The organism is Mesorhizobium sp. M0184 (assembly GCF_040322215.1).
In the GTDB taxonomy this organism is placed as follows: Bacteria; Pseudomonadota; Alphaproteobacteria; order Rhizobiales; family Rhizobiaceae; genus Mesorhizobium.
The window spans coordinates 58,637-73,241 of record NZ_JAMYSZ010000025.1 but is presented as its reverse complement, the minus strand read 5'-3'; the positions used below and the strand labels follow the sequence as shown (position 1 = coordinate 73,241).

The window sequence follows — 14,605 nt, the reverse complement described above, 5'->3', positions numbered from 1 at the left end:
CGACGCGACAGTGCCCTTCGCGGCCATGGAAGTCAATTTTCCAGTTGCGGCATTCGGCCATTTAATATAGCAAATTGAAAAAACAGGACCAGGGAGGAAAGGTGCTGCACTTGGGCGCATTAGGCGAAGCCGACGCCATGGTGAAGAGCGACGCGGCTGTCCCCGTTGCCCTGGTTCAGGCGACAAAAGCCTTCGGCGGCACGATTGCCCTCAAGGACGCGTCCTTCGAATTGCGCTCAGGCGAGGTGCTGGCTCTGCTTGGCGAAAACGGCGCCGGCAAGAGCACCTGCGTGAAGCTGCTGGCCGGCGTGTATCTTCCGACCGGCGGCCATGTCGAAGTCGATGGCAAGCCTGTGGTCTTCCATTCGCCGCACGACGCCCAGGCTGCCGGCATCTCGGTCATGCACCAGCACCCCGGTCTTTTCCCGGATCTTTCGGTGGCGGAAAACATCTATCTCGGCCATATGCCGCGCGATCGCTTCGGCGGCATCGACAACGCCGCCATGCTTGCCGGCGCGAGCAGGGTGCTGGCGACAGTCGGCCTCGACGTGCCGGCCGAAACCCGGCTCGGAACGTTGCGCACCTCCGAACAGCAACTGGTCGAGATCGCCCGCGCCCTGTCGCTCGACGCGCGGGTGCTGATCATGGACGAGCCGACGGCCGCCCTGTCACAGCGCGAGGTCGAGCGGCTGTTCACTGTCGTCGCCGACCTGCGGCTGCACGGCGTGGCGATGATGTTCGTCGGCCACCGCATGGACGAGATCTTCCGCATCGCCGACCGCATCGCGGTGCTGCGCGACGGGCGCCTCATTGGCGTCAAGCCGAAGGCCGAGCTTGGCCGCGCCGCTGCCATCGGCATGATGGTCGGCCGTGAGGTCACCGACCTCTATCCGCAACGAAGCCACGCCACCGGCGCACTGGTGCTGGAGGCGAGGGGGCTTTCGCACGCCGGCGGCTTTTCCAATATCGACCTCAAGCTCCATGCCGGCGAGGTGCTCGGGCTCGGCGGCCTGGTCGGCAGCGGGCGGACCGAGATCGCGCGCGTGCTGTTCGGAATCGACCAGTCCGATGCCGGCGAAATCCTGATCGACGGCGAAGCAGTGCGCTTCGCGTCGGCACGCGACGCCATGGATGCGCGTATCGCCTATGTCTCTGAAGACCGCATGGGCCAGAGCCTGGTGATGGATTTTTCCATCCTCGACAACGCGGTGCTGCCAGTCCTCGACAAGGCAGCCCGCTCCGGCTTCTACGGCACGAACCGCGCGATCAATCTGGTTTCGGACTGGCTGAAGCGCATGAAGCTTCGCTTTTCCGGCTACGCGCAGCCGGTAAAGGAACTGTCCGGCGGCAACCAGCAGAAGGTGGTGTTGGCCAAATGGCTGCGCAGCGAACCGCGCGTCCTCATCCTCGACGAGCCGACGCAAGGCATCGACGTCGGCACCAAGGCGGAAGTGCATGCGATGATCGCCGACCTTGCCGCCCAGGGCATGGCAATCATCCTGATCTCCTCCGAAATGCCCGAGCTCATCGGCATGTGTGACCGCATCATCGTCCTGCGCGAAGGCCATCGGACGGCCGAATTTGCCAGGGGCGAAGCCACTCAGGAAAAGGTGCTGGAAGCAGCGACCAAGGCCGGCGAAAGCGCCGATGCGGCGGCACAGGCCACCGGCGAGGAGAAGAGAAGAGGACCGCTCGACATACTGAAGCGGCGGGAGTTCGGTCTGCTCGCCGCGATGCTGGCGGTCGCCATCCCGGTCACCGTCATCAACCCGCGCATGGTGAGCGCTGCAAACCTGACCGCCGTGTCGATGGATGCCGCCTTGCTCGTCGTTGCAGCACTCGCGCAGATGCTGGTGCTGATCACCCGCAACATCGACCTTTCGATCGCTGCGGTGATCGGCCTGTCGGCTTACATGGCGGCCAGCATGGTCCAGGCCTATCCAGGGCTAGACATCGGCATTGGCCTGATAACCGCATGCGCCGTCGGTGGCGTCGCCGGCCTGATCAACGGCCTCGTCGTCACCAGGGGAAAGATCCCGGCGATCGTCGTCACGCTGGCCTCGATGTCGATCTTCCGCGGCTTCAACTCGATCTGGGCAGCCGGTGACCAGATCAGCGCCGACGAAGTCACGCAAGCCTGGCTCGACATGACCGGCCTGAAGATCGCCGGCGTGCCGCTGATCGTCGTCATCGCGATCGTCATCCTGTGCCTGGGCTACGTGCTGCTCTATCGCACGGCCATCGGGCGCGAACTGTTCGCCGCCGGCTCCAATCCCGACGGCGCGCGTCTTATCGGCATCCCCGTCGACCGCCGCATTCTGCTGGCCTTTGGCATGGCCGGCCTGCTCGGCGGCCTGTGCGGCGCGCTGTGGGCATCGCGCTATGCGACCATCGATGCCCGCGTCGCGCTCGGCTTCGAACTCACCGTGATCGCGTCGGCGGTGGTCGGCGGCGTCGCCATCCGCGGTGGTTCGGGCACGCTGCTCGGTATCATCCTCGGCGCGCTCACGCTGCTCGTCATCAAGAACGGGCTGACGCTGGTGCGCGTCGACCCGCTGTGGCTGCAGGGCGTCTACGGCCTGGTGATCCTGGTCGCCATCGGCATCGACACCTTCATCGTGCGGCGTGCGGAGCAGGCAAGACAGGCGAGGGCGCGGTGAAAAAGTTCCTCCGTTCGATCGACTTCTGGGATCTGCTGCTGGCGACCTCTTGCGTGGCCATCTTCCTCTATGCCGCGATCTTCGTGCCGAATTTCGTTTCCGGCTTCAATCTCTCGCAACTGGCCGCCAGCGCCTCGGAAAAGGCATTGCTGATCCTGCCGATGACGCTGCTCATCATCACCCGCGAGATCGACCTGTCGATCGCCTCGGTGCTGGCGCTGACGTCCGTCGTCTTTGGCTTGCTGGTCCAGGCCGGTGTGCCGACACTTGCCGCAATCCCGCTGACGCTCGTCATCGGCGGCCTGCTCGGCGCCTTCAACGGCTATCTGGTCTCGGGCCTTGGACTGCAGTCGTTGGTTGTGACGCTCGGCACCATGGCGCTCTATCGAGGCATTGGCTACATCCTGCTCGGCACCGGCTCGGTCAACATCCTGCCGCCCGCGGTCGTCGATTTCGGCATCAACAACCTGCCTGGCACCGAGATACCGTGGACCATCGTGCCCTTCCTGGTGCTGGCGCCGGTGTTTGCGGTCGTGCTGCAGAAGACGCCGACCGGCAAGCGCATCTACGCGCTCGGTGGCAGCCCCGAAGTGGCGCGCTATTCCGGCATAAACACGCGCCGGATGGTGCTGAACCTGTTCGTCGTCTCGGGCGTCGTCGCGGCGATAGCCGGCATCGTCTATACCGCGCGCCTTTCCAACGCCCGCGCCAACAATGCGCTCGGCATGGAGCTCGACGTCATCACCATCGTGCTGCTCGGCGGCGTCAGCGTCTTTGGCGGCAAGGGCCGCCTGACCGGCGTCATGCTGGCACTGGTCCTGATCGCCATCATCCGCAACGTGCTGGCGCTGAACCAGATCGGTGGCGACGCGCAGGGCATGATCATCGGCCTGCTTCTGATCGGCTCGCTGCTGGTCGGCAATTACTGGCGCTCCACACAGGAGATGCTCAGCAGATCCCGCGCAATGCGCGAGACAAAGGGGTGATCTCGGGCCCCTTCCTTCAAGCCCGAATTTTGACGGAGGAGTCACAATGAAAGCGTTTAGATTAGCCCTGCTCGCATCCGCGGTTCTGCTTGCGCCAAGCTCGCTGGCCTTCAGCCAGGAGTGCGCCAAGGAACCCGTAACGGTCGGTTTCCTGCCCAAGCTCGACACGGATCCCTACTTCAAAGTGGCCTTCGGAGGCGCACAAGAGGCAGCCAAGGAAATTGGCGGCACCGCTACCCAGGTCGCCCCATCGCAGGCGACCGCCGAGGCGCAGATCGATTTCATCAACAGCCTCGTGTCGCAGAAGGTCGGAGTCATCGCAATTGCCGGCAACGACGCCAATGCCGTCGCGCCTGCGCTGAAGCGCGCCGTTCAGCAGGGCGTCAGGGTGATTTCGTATGACTCCGATGTGGCCGCCGATGCGCGTGCGGTATTCGTCAATCAGGTGAAGGGCGACAGCCTCGCCGAGATGATGCTCGAAAGTGCATTCGCCCTCAGCGGCGGTGAAGGCGAATTCGCGATCCTGTCGTCGACGCCGACGGCGACCAACCAGAATGCCTGGATCGACTTCATGAAGGCGAAGATGGCGGCCGAGCCGAAGTTCTCCAAAATGAAGCTGGTGCAGGTGGCCTATGGCGAAGAAAGCGAACAGATCAACCAGCAGCAGGCATTGGCGCTGGTCCAGGCGTTTCCCGATCTCAAGGTGATAATCGTCCCTGCAGGCATCGGCCTTCCGGCGGCCGCGCGTGCACTCGAGGAAGCGGGCATGATCGGCAAGGTCAAGCTGACCGGCCTCGCGCCGGCCACTCTGATCTCGAAATACATCAAGGACGAAGCGGCTCAGGATATCTGGTGGAACGTCACCGATCTTGGCTATCTTACTTATCAGACGGCCCAGGCGTTTGCGCAATGCAAGATCACCGGCAAGGAGGGTGAGAAGTTCACGGCAGGCAGGCTCGGCGAATACACGATTGGCGCCGGCGGCGAACTGATCCTTGGTCCGGCCAAGATCGTGACTCCCGAAAATCTGGCCGAGTTCAAATTCTGATCCTATAGAGCTTGAGTTCTAGGGGGGCGCCGGCCCATCCGGCGCCCTTCCTAAAAACCTCTCGAATGAAAACAGTGCGGGGCGGCAATGAAGATATTGCTTGCAGGCGAAACCTTTGCAGCGACGACCTCGGTTGCCATCGGCAGCGACGTGCTTACAAGTGCGGCCTCGACAAATGGTGCGACGGCCTTCAATGCCGCGCTGGCCACTGAAGGCATCGCGGTCACGCAGATCGGCGGCGAGCGTTGCAGCGCGGAGTTTCCTTATGACCTCGATGGGCTCGCCCAATATCAGGCGGTGGTGATCTCCGACGTCGGCGCCCTGACATTGCTGGTGACGCCGGATGCCCGCGCCGGGCGTGTCGGCGTCAACCGCCTCGATGTGCTCAAGGCCTATGTCGAAGGTGGCGGCGGGCTGATGCTGGCCGGCGGTTACATGGGCTTTCAGGGCATGTTCGGGACGGCGCGTTTCCACGACACCCCGGTCGAGGACGCTCTGCCGGTCCGTTGCCTACCCTACTGCGACGGCATGGAGGTGCCGCAAGGCCTGGAGGCCTCCATCCTGCAGTCGTCACATCCGATTTTTTCCGGGGTGGAGGGGCCTTTGCCACCGATTCTCGGCATGAACAAGCTGGAATTCAGGCGCGACGGTTCGTCCCGGCTTCTGGCGACCTGCCACCATCGCGGCACCGACTGGCCGCTCCTTGCCGTCGGTAGCCATGGCCGCGGCCGCACGATTGCCTGGGCAACCGATATCGGCCCGCATTGGCTCTCGCAGGATTTCCTCGGATGGCCGTTCTACGGAAGACTGATGGCGAACATGGTCCGTTGGCTCGCCGGCGATGAATGAGGAAGCCGGACACCAGGTTTGACCACTGCAGTCCGCCTGCCGCTGCCTCCGCTGTCGCGCTAGGCCCCGGGGACCAGCACCACCTTGCCGGCTAGGTCGAATTTCGGCGTGAACTCATTTGCCATGCAATTCCACCTTGTTCTTCAAATCGGACCGGCTGCCGTGTCGAACCGAATAGGCTCGCGTGAATTCGGCGCCCAGCAGAAATATCTCGGCCGAATAATAGACCCATAACAGCACGACGAGCAGGGCGCCGGCCGCGCCGTATGACGATGAGATGGCGCTGGTTCCGATATACCAGCCAATCAGCGACTTGCCGATGGTGAACAGAAACCCGGTGACCACGGCGCCGATGCCGACATCGCGCCATTGCAGGCTGCGGTCCGGCAGCACCTTGTAGATTGCGGCAAACAGCAGCGTGATCAGGGCAAACGAGACGATCCCGTTGATGGTGCTCAGGATGATGGTGCCGAACGGCAGGTAGGCGTTGATGACTTCTCCGAGCGCCGAAATTGCAGCGCTTACGACCAGCGACACCAAGAGCAGAAAACCGAGGGCGGCGACCAGGCCCAGGCTTGCAATGCGTGCCCGAACCATTCGTGAAATCGTTGCCCCGCTCGGTTTGACTTTCCAGATTTCGTTCAACCCCAGCTGCATCTCGCCGAACACGCCGGATGCGGCGACGAACAGCGTGACCAGCCCCAGAATGCTGGCGAGGGTTCCGGCTTCCTTCTGCGAGGCGTTTTCGATCGTAGCTCGCAGCAGCTCGGCACTTTGCGGCCCCATCAGGCCAGCGATCTGTGCCGAAAGGGCGAGTTGCGCCGCCTCGTGCCCGAAGGCCATGCCGGCAATAGCGACAACGATGAGCAGGATCGGCGCAAGCGAGGTCGTGGCATAAAACGCTATCGCCGCCCCATGGCTCAGCGCATTGTCGTCGATGAAGCCGATGACGCTCTGCTTGAGGAGCCTCCAGCCCTCTGCTGCCAAATTCCACATGTAGGCCTCGCATGCCTGTCAACAAACAAGTAGCGGCGGCGCAGCACTAGGCGAGGGGTGGGGGCTCGGCCGGAACAAAGCCGGCAACGGCACGCTGTACAAGGCGATCGCCTATAAAGGCGGCGTGCAGCGAACATCCTGCGAAAGGTGCCGCTCGACTGGCCGGGGACGTGCTCACGATGCAATCAGGGGAACTGTGACAGTTGTCTGATAATGTATCGGATATCGGTTGAAATACGGGAACTCGATCACGAACGCATATTGGGCGGTCAGATGTGCCATGCGAAAGCCGCCGCTGGCGACGTCGATTGCTATTGTTACGTCGACGTCTTTCAATCCCAAATCCAGTAATTTTTCCGTGGCAATGGCTTGGATCTGGGCCTGAGTCAGCGAGTTCTTCATTTGCAGCGCACGTGACGACGTTTCCAGCGTGTACCGAACACTCGACATAGCATTCAGAGCCCAGCCGAATGCAAAGATGCCGATCAAAAGCATTATCAGAAAAGGCGCGATCAGCGCGAACTCTAATGCAGCTCCGCCTGATGCATCCCCCGTGAAAGCTCTCGACTTAGCGGACACGAATCACCTGTTGATGACTGAGTTCGCGCGAGAGGGAAAACGCGCCAAAACTGAAGGGCGGTGACCAGGTGGCTGTCGCCTGTATTACGAGGAAGACCGAGGGGGCTTTCAAAGTGTCGCACAGGACCGATGGATCGGCCACGATGTTCCCGCACATGTATTTCCGGCTCACTGCCACCTGCGCGCCATCAGGATGGTTTTCCCAGCTCGAAAGAGCGACAGCTTGGATGGTCGTATCCTCGACTGCTCCTTGCATCACGAGGTTCGCCGCGGTTTTGACGCCTGCACGCATCGACAATGCGCTCGAGACAAAAGACCAGCCGTCGATGATGCCAAGAAGTACCAGGCAAAGGATGGGCAGAACCAGCGCAAACTCTACCGCGGCAACACCCGAATCACTCCGGAACATCCGGACTTGTAGCCGATCCACGAAAACTACTCGACAAGCTGAACGGTTTGCGTGGCCGGAATGTCTCGCATTCCAAGGCTCGTGCAATCCTGAATGATGTTTGCGTTGCCGGACCATTGCACGGTACTTGCGACGACCTGCGTGCAACCACCTTTGCCCGAGAAATTGCCGAGATAATTGACGCCCTGTGTTGGAAAATACAGAGCGCCGGTCAATAGCGAATCCGCCGTGCCATTAAACGTGTTGGATCCCGCCAGGTTGGCTCTGTCGCCATAGAACAGCACACCTGAATAGGTGCCCGACGTCGGTGCGCTGAGCTTGACGGTCGCCGTGCCGTTCATGCTAACGCCGGAGGTATCGGCCAGATAAATGACGACACCCTCGCCGGAAATATTTGCATTCGAGCTCGCTTTGAAATCGCCTCCCTCAATGACGTATATCCCGGGCGAGAGGGTTACATTGCCGCTCAAGCTGAGCCCCTTGCAGTATGTTCCAGGTTGCAAGGTTGACTGATTGCCGTTTTGACAAGGGTTCGTGGCCGGCGGCGCCGGCAGGTCGGCAAAAGGATCAGCAGCGGGCAGCGCCTGAGTTATCAGGCTGGCGCAAACGGTCTTCACGACGTTGCTCAACGAAACACCGCCTGCCGATATCAGGCAATCGACATCAAGGCTTGCCGATCCCTGAAGTTTGATGGCGTCCGGAGCTATCGAATTCGACATGACGGAGCAGCCTGTCAGTTTTGTGGTCGAACTGCCGGAAAAGAGCGCCGCTTTCGAAGCGGAAGGATCGACCGTCAAAATGCAGGCTTTTGAAGCATCCGTAATAAGAGCCACCGCCCTTGCTTGTGCGCCAACTGCGTTTTGCGTGAATATCGACGTAAAGAACCGATCGAGGTTCTGATGAACGACTACCTCAACCGCCTTTTTTCCGACATTTGGACCGGCTGACGGAGGCGAGAAAACCTCTATTGTACCTGCTGACGGTCCCCAGCCGTTCGTGGTCGCTGACGCTGTCGCTGCGGAGACAATCTTTGGCGTGTCGGATCCCGAAACCTTTTCCAAAGCGCCAGCATAGGCCGCCGCATCCGCCACCGCTTGTAGCTTCAGGCTGCTGTAATACCAATAGGAAGTCTCGATACCGAGGCCCGCACCGCCGACGACAATCGGCAAAGACAGAGCAAAAATAGTAGCAACGTTGCCGCTCTCGCCGATCGGTCGCATAGCGCGGAAAAAACACCTAAAAATGCGGGCACGCCAGTCCATTTCCCCATTAAAGCAGGATTGCATAAAAGAATGACTAAGAATTTCCGTACATTTCTTGGCTGCGATCCATCCGGGCTTAACGGCCCGTTCCGCCGCTTCAACGCGGGCCTTTGGCGCCACAGGACCCTCGTTAGTCCTTCGGCCGGGTGCATGTCTTCATAGGAACAATTCTGGTTTCCGGGGTCATGCGCAAGAAAAGACCGCCGCGGCCGGTTTCGATTGGCAATGGGTTGCCGTTCCCTGCTATTCCCGCTTCAAATCAAAAAGCAGTGGACGTTTCCAGTATGACCAATGTCGCCTTGACCGGGCTTGCCCGCGATCTTGCCAAGCGTGCCGCGGAAGGCCGCCCGGTGCGCATCGGCGTCATTGGTTCTGGCGAGATGGGCACCGACCTGGTGACGCAAGGCATGCTGATGCCGGGCATTTCGGTTTGCGCGATCTCGACGCGCCGCCCGCATACGGCGCGTGAGGCCATCCGCATTGCTTATGGCGACCAGGCGATGGCAGCCGAAGCGGACAGCGCTTCGAAGGTCAGCCAGGCGATCGAAAGCGGCAAGATCGCCATCACCTCGAACGAGATGCTGGTCACCAATCCGCTCATCGATGTCGTCATCGATGCCACCGGCAAGCCCGGGGTCGCCGCCGATTTCGACCTGATGGCGATGCAGCACGGCAAGCACCTGGTGATGATGAATGTCGAGGCCGACGTTACCATCGGCTGCTATCTAAAGCAGCAGGCCGACCGGCTCGGCGTCGTCTATTCGGTCGGCGCTGGCGACGAGCCGTCGAGCTGCATGGAGCTGATCGAGTTCGCTTCGGCGCTCGGCTACACCATCGTCTCCGCCGGCAAGGGCAAGAACAACCCTCTCAACCACGACGCCGTTCCCGACGACTACCGCGAGGAGGCGCTGCGCCGCAACATGAATCCGCGCATGCTGGTCGAGTTCGTCGACGGCTCGAAAACCATGGTCGAGATGTGCGCCATTGCCAACGCCACCGGGCTGGTGCCCGACGTTCCCGGCATGCACGGGCCCAAGGCCGATCGCGACGAGCTGGTCAAGGTGCTGATCCCGCGCGAGCAGGGCGGCATTCTGTCGAAGAAGGGCGTCGTCGACTACACCGTCGGCAAGGGCGTGGCGCCCGGGGTCTTCGTCATCGTCGAGGCGACGCATCCGCGCATCATCGAGCGCATGGACGATCTGCATATCGGCCACGGTCCCTATTACAGCTTCTTCAGACCCTACCATCTGACCTCGCTGGAAGTGCCGCTGACGGCCGCTCGCATCGCGCTTTACGGCAAGCCCGACATGGTGCCGCTGCCGCGGCCGGTGGCCGAGGTCTGCGCCGTGGCCAAGCGCGATCTGGCGGCAGGCGAGGTTTTCGATGCGATCGGCGAGACCTGCTACCGCTCCTGGACCATGACCGTCGAACAGGCCCGCGCCCATCGCGCCGTGCCGGTCGGTCTGCTCGAAGGCGGCAAGGTGCTGAAACCGGTGAGGAAAGGCGAATTGCTCACCGCCGACAATGCCGCGCCCGACCCGACGACCGGGCTGTTCGCCTTGCGCCGGCTGCAGGACGAGATGCTGTATGGGAATCTTGGTGATGGCTGAGGTCCGTGAATCCGAGTTGAAGCGGGAAAATGGACGCCCTTCTCTGGCAGAGCGGCTCGCGGCCATTGCCGATGATCTCAAAGCCAAAGCCGGCAAAGACGGGCGGCCCGTGAACAAGGACGAGATCGACGACTTGTGGGGACATCGCTGATATCTGTCGACATTCTAGGCTATCGCGATTTTGATGTCGGCAGGACAGTGGAGGGCGCGAAGGAACGCCGCGTAACGGCTTTTCTACCGGTTGCTATTGCCGAAAGGAACGGTCGACCATCACCGCCGACCGGCTCCCCCAGAAGCCCTACTTCCCCAGCTCGATAGACCGCAGCCGCGCCGCTTCCACCGCCTCGGTGAGCAGGCGCGTCAGCCGGTCCTCGCCCATCAGTACTGCAAGGGCCGCAGCCGTGGTGCCGTTGGGGCTGGTCACCTGCTGCCTGAGCACGCCCGGCTCCTCGCCGCTTTCGGCGGCCAGCGATGCGGCGCCGTAGACCGTCTGCATGGCCAAGAGCTTGGCAGTCCCGGTCGGCAGGCCGGCTTTCTCGGCGGCCACGGTCAGCGCTTCGATGAAATGGAAGATATACGCCGGCCCCGACCCGGAAACCGCCGTCACCGCATCCATCAGGGCTTCGTCGTCGATATCGGCCACGTGCCCGCTCGCCGAAAGCAGGTCGGCGACGAAGCGTTTAGTCTCGTCGGAAACCAGCCTGTTGGAAAACACCACCATCATGCCCTTGCCGATCGCCGCCGGCGTGTTGGGCATGCAGCGCACGATCGGCGCGCGGTCGCCGAGAATACCTTCAAACGTGGCCACCGGCGTTCCGGCGGCGATGCTAAGGAAGGTGGTCCGGCCATCGTTGAAGCGGATGTAACCAGCCGTCACGTCGCGGATCACCTGCGGCTTCACCGCAATGACGACGACGGTCGGCACGGCGTCCGCCGGGATGGCGCCGGCATCCGCGGCAGCAGCGCAGCCCAGTGCTTCGGCACGCTTGCGCAACTCGGCATTGGGCTCGACCACGAACACCGCAGCCGGAGCGAGCTTGCCGGCTTTCAGCCAGCCCGAGAGCATGGCGTAGCCCATATTGCCGCAACCGGCGAGAACAAGCCTGATCGTCATCAAAAGCCTCCCATAGAGATGGCTTCCCCATAGACGTTCGCGGCAGGGCGGGGAAGCCCTGTTGGGACCGTGATCAGGCGAAAACCCCGACCTTGCGGTTGGGATGCGCATGTAGTCGCGCTGCCGCGCGGCGACCAAATTAACCTTTTATTTCCTATGCCTGTTTAGCATCGCTTAACCAGTGGCGGTCGCTACGTCCCAGCCCGAGGGGAAGGCTCCAGAAACCATGGCTTATAGGAAAAATCGTGAACACTGGAGGAACGAGCAGTCCTTGCTGTCGCTCGTCGAGGCGGTGCGCGGCGAGGACGAAGCATCGCTGGTTTCGCTAGAGGACCGCGCAGGCCCGTCATGGCGCGAGGATGCCGCCACACGCCATCGTCTTGCCCGCTCGCGCCGCGAAGCGCGTGCCAGTCCGATCCTGTTGGCAGCCGCCGGCATAAGCCAGCCCGATCCTGATGAGCCAAAGGCCGGCACCATACTGATGGAAGAGGCTGCAGCTGCCGATGGGTTTTTCGACCCCGCTGGCTCCCTTGGCGGCCCCGATGCCGGTTCCGCCGATCACGCAGTATACCGGGCAGCGCCGCCTCCCGCTCAGCCGGTCGAGGTCGCGCGTACCAAACGTCCTGGTCCGATCGGTGCCGTGTTGTCGGCGCTGAGCCGGCTCATGCCTGGCAGAGCGCCGGAGGAGATGGCGTCCGGTGAGACTTCCGCCGCGACAAATTCCACCGCAGCGATGCGACCTGCGTTCCACCCGCAGCCGCTCTATGCCGGTCGGGCACCTTATCCGCAGCAACCCACGCCGCCGCATTCGGCCCATACTCAGGCCTGGTCGAGGAAGGCAAATCAGGCCTCGGAAGCCGCCGATCAGCAAAGCCAGATCGAGGAAATCCGCGCCAGCCTGCGCGAATTCCGCGAGGTCGTTCGCGAGCTCACCGAAAACCGCGCGCGCCGCCGCTATTTCTGAGCGTCGAATAAAACATGCCGGTTTCGAGTTAACGGCATGGGACGGCGCATTGACGGGATTGCCCGGCTCGATTTTCGTGAAAATGCCGCGCTGCATGTCCGCCCGCAGCGCATGGTTCTGGGCAACGGCCTGCATAAAAGATATCTGGAGCGCGCCGCATGGATGTTTTAACGCGGCAGGCTTACGCGATAGGCGTCGAGGGTGGTTCATGGCTGAGTTGATTGACGGAAAAAGCGTCGCCGAAGACGTGGTGCGGCGGGTCAAGGCCCTGACCGCCGAACTGGCGGAAAAGGATGGACGGCAGCCCGGTCTCGCCGTGGTCATCGTCGGCGAGGATCCGGCGAGCCAGGTCTATGTTGCCTCCAAATCCCGCACCGCCAAGGAATGCGGCTTCCATTCGGTTCAGCACACGCTGCCGGCCGAAACCTCCGAGCCGGACCTGTTGAAGATCATCGGCCAGCTCAACGCCGATCCGGCCATCAACGGCATCCTCGTGCAGCTTCCGCTTCCCGGCCATATCGATTCCGGCAAGATCATCCAGACCATCGCGCCGGAGAAGGATGTCGACGGCTTCCACTTCATCAATGTCGGCAAGCTCGGCACCGGCGAGCTCGAGACCGCCTTCGTGCCTTGCACGCCGGCCGGCTCGATGCTGCTGATCGAACGGGTGCGCGGCAAGGATCTGTCCGGTCTCAATGCGGTCGTCGTCGGGCGTTCGAACATCGTCGGCAAACCGATGGCCAATCTTCTGCTTGCCGCCAATTGCACCGTCACCATCGCACACAGCCGGACCAGGGACCTGCCGGCGCTTGCCCGCACCGCCGATATTCTGGTCGCCGCCGTCGGCCGGTCTGAAATGGTCCGCGGCGACTGGGTCAAGCCTGGCGCCACCGTCATCGATGTCGGCATCAACCGCGTCGCCGCACCTGAAAAGGGCGAAGGCAAGACGCGCCTCGTCGGCGACGTCGCCTTTGCCGAAGCAGCGAAGGCGGCCGGCGCCATCACGCCGGTGCCTGGCGGCGTCGGGCCGATGACCATTGCCATGCTGATGGCCAACACGCTAGCTTCCGCCTATCTCGCGGCCGGGTTGAAACGGCCTTCCTTCTGACCAGAAAGCAGCGTCCTTGCCGAACCTCACTGTTCCCTTAGAACGGCCGGTCACCAATGATCCCGTTCAAGGCGGGCGGCAGTTCGGGTTTCTGTTGGTCGACAAGTTCTCCATGTTCTCGCTGGCCGCGGCAATCGACACGTTCCGGTCGGCGAACCGGCTGCTCGGCCGCGATTTCTACGGCTGGACTACGGTGTCGGCCGACGGCGACGCCGTCATGGCGTCCAACGGCCTGCCGCTCAAGATCGACTACGCGGTTGCCGATCTGCCGCCGGTCGATATCCTGTTCGTCTCGGTCGGGCTGACGACGGAATTTCCCGGCAAGAGCAAGGTGCTGGCAGCGCTGCGCAGTTGGGGCCGGCGCGGCAATGCGCTCGGCGCGCTTTCGGTCGGCTCCTATTTGCTTGCCGAAGCAGGCCAGCTCGATGGCTATCGCTGCACCATCCATTGGGAAAACCGCGCCGGCTTCCTCGAACGCTTTCCGGACATCAACTGCACCGGCAACGTCTTCGAGATCGACCGCAAGCGCTACACCTGCGCCGGCGGCACCACATCGATCGACCTGATGCTGGAGATCGTGCGCGGTGATTTCGGCTCGAGCCTCGCCAATGGCGTCGCCAACCAGTTCCAGCATGAGCGCATCCGCTCGGCCGGGGACCGCCAGCGCGTCGGCCCGGAACGCGACCTGACCGGCAAGTCGGAGAAGCTGCGCCGCATCGTCGAGCTGATGGCCGACCATCTCGACGAGCCGCTGTCGGCGGTGCAGCTCGCCAAGTCGGCGGGCCTGTCGGTGCGCCAGGTCGAGCGCCTGTTCCTGCGCCATCTCAGTGTGACGCCCGGGCGCTATTATATGCGGCTCAGGCTCGAGCGGGCGCGCGAATTGCTGCGCCAGACCAACATGCCGATCCTCGACGTGGCAATCGCCACCGGGTTCACCTCGCATTCCTATTTTGCCCAGAGCTACCGGCTGCAATTCGGCCGGCCGCCTTCCGAGGAACGCCGCACGGCCTATTAAGGGTT

Annotated in this window: 15 protein-coding genes; 10 read left to right on the top strand and 5 right to left on the bottom strand. The window is 62.5% G+C overall.

All coding sequences use genetic code 11. The features are described from left to right. The first annotated feature begins 101 nt into the window (after window positions 1-101). The 4 genes from NKJ23_RS25395 (at window position 102) to NKJ23_RS25380 (ending at window position 5,543) form a co-directional block, all read left to right on the top strand. Window positions 102-2,660 carry an ATP-binding cassette domain-containing protein gene (locus NKJ23_RS25395; RefSeq protein WP_352683155.1) on the top strand — a complete coding sequence of 853 codons (2,559 nt, stop codon included), beginning with the start codon at window positions 102-104 and terminating at the stop codon, window positions 2,658-2,660. Continuing rightward, window positions 2,657-3,646, top strand: coding sequence for an ABC transporter permease (locus NKJ23_RS25390; protein ID WP_352614739.1), 990 nt, complete (start codon window positions 2,657-2,659; stop codon window positions 3,644-3,646). The genes NKJ23_RS25395 and NKJ23_RS25390 overlap by 4 nt, the downstream gene beginning before the upstream one ends. A 46-nt stretch (window positions 3,647-3,692) precedes the next feature. Beyond that, window positions 3,693-4,694: a rhamnose ABC transporter substrate-binding protein gene (locus tag NKJ23_RS25385; RefSeq protein WP_352624340.1), complete on the top strand. Its 1,002-nt coding sequence runs from the start codon at window positions 3,693-3,695 to the stop codon at window positions 4,692-4,694. An 87-nt stretch (window positions 4,695-4,781) separates the two neighbouring features. Then, entirely contained in the window at window positions 4,782-5,543 is a 762-nt protein-coding gene (locus NKJ23_RS25380; RefSeq protein WP_352683153.1) for a glutamine amidotransferase, read from the top strand. A 114-nt stretch (window positions 5,544-5,657) separates the two neighbouring features. On the opposite strand, the gene NKJ23_RS25375 is transcribed toward NKJ23_RS25380, so the two are convergent. The 4 genes from NKJ23_RS25375 to NKJ23_RS25360 form a co-directional block, all read right to left on the bottom strand. Next, window positions 5,658-6,539: a YihY/virulence factor BrkB family protein gene (locus tag NKJ23_RS25375; protein ID WP_352683151.1), complete on the bottom strand. Its 882-nt coding sequence runs from the start codon at window positions 6,537-6,539 to the stop codon at window positions 5,658-5,660. Window positions 6,540-6,713: 174 nt separating this feature from the next. Beyond that, a complete protein-coding gene (locus NKJ23_RS25370) occupies window positions 6,714-7,118 on the bottom strand; it encodes a TadE/TadG family type IV pilus assembly protein (RefSeq protein WP_352571643.1) in 405 nt (134 codons plus the stop codon). Then, entirely contained in the window at window positions 7,108-7,527 is a 420-nt protein-coding gene (locus NKJ23_RS25365; RefSeq protein WP_352571642.1) for a TadE/TadG family type IV pilus assembly protein, read from the bottom strand. Before NKJ23_RS25365 ends, NKJ23_RS25370 begins: the two co-directional genes overlap by 11 nt. 26 nt (window positions 7,528-7,553) lie before the next feature. Continuing rightward, the gene (locus tag NKJ23_RS25360; RefSeq protein ID WP_352683149.1) at window positions 7,554-8,909 is read right to left on the bottom strand and encodes a pilus assembly protein TadG-related protein; all 1,356 of its coding nucleotides are present in this window, start codon (window positions 8,907-8,909) and stop codon (window positions 7,554-7,556) included. Window positions 8,910-9,073: 164 nt separating this feature from the next. On the opposite strand from NKJ23_RS25360, the gene NKJ23_RS25355 reads away from it, so the two are divergent. Together NKJ23_RS25355 and NKJ23_RS25350 are read left to right on the top strand one after the other, a co-directional pair. Next, on the top strand, window positions 9,074-10,399 hold the full coding sequence (locus NKJ23_RS25355; RefSeq protein WP_352634686.1) for an NAD(P)H-dependent oxidoreductase: 1,326 nt from the start codon (window positions 9,074-9,076) through the stop codon (window positions 10,397-10,399). After that, window positions 10,392-10,550: a hypothetical protein gene (locus tag NKJ23_RS25350; protein ID WP_352589246.1), complete on the top strand. Its 159-nt coding sequence runs from the start codon at window positions 10,392-10,394 to the stop codon at window positions 10,548-10,550. The genes NKJ23_RS25355 and NKJ23_RS25350 overlap by 8 nt, the downstream gene beginning before the upstream one ends. Before the next feature lie 147 nt (window positions 10,551-10,697). Here the strand turns inward: NKJ23_RS25350 and proC are convergent, their stop codons facing one another. Then, the gene (proC, locus tag NKJ23_RS25345; protein ID WP_352683147.1) at window positions 10,698-11,513 is read right to left on the bottom strand and encodes a pyrroline-5-carboxylate reductase; all 816 of its coding nucleotides are present in this window, start codon (window positions 11,511-11,513) and stop codon (window positions 10,698-10,700) included. Window positions 11,514-11,739: 226 nt separating this feature from the next. Here proC and NKJ23_RS25340 point away from each other — a divergent pair, with 226 nt between their 5' ends. From NKJ23_RS25340 to NKJ23_RS25325, 4 genes are read left to right on the top strand one after another with little or no spacing between them, the layout of a single operon-like run. Beyond that, window positions 11,740-12,477 carry a hypothetical protein gene (locus tag NKJ23_RS25340; protein ID WP_352683145.1) on the top strand — a complete coding sequence of 246 codons (738 nt, stop codon included), beginning with the start codon at window positions 11,740-11,742 and terminating at the stop codon, window positions 12,475-12,477. Window positions 12,478-12,513: 36 nt separating this feature from the next. Continuing rightward, window positions 12,514-12,648, top strand: a complete 135-nt coding sequence (locus NKJ23_RS25335) for a hypothetical protein (protein ID WP_023677431.1) — start codon at window positions 12,514-12,516, stop codon at window positions 12,646-12,648. Window positions 12,649-12,685: 37 nt separating this feature from the next. After that, complete coding sequence (gene folD / locus NKJ23_RS25330) at window positions 12,686-13,585, top strand: bifunctional methylenetetrahydrofolate dehydrogenase/methenyltetrahydrofolate cyclohydrolase FolD (RefSeq protein ID WP_352683143.1); 900 nt, start codon at window positions 12,686-12,688, stop codon at window positions 13,583-13,585. A 16-nt stretch (window positions 13,586-13,601) separates the two neighbouring features. Further along, entirely contained in the window at window positions 13,602-14,600 is a 999-nt protein-coding gene (locus NKJ23_RS25325) for a GlxA family transcriptional regulator (RefSeq protein WP_023677433.1), read from the top strand. The last annotated feature ends 5 nt before the right edge of the window (window positions 14,601-14,605 follow it).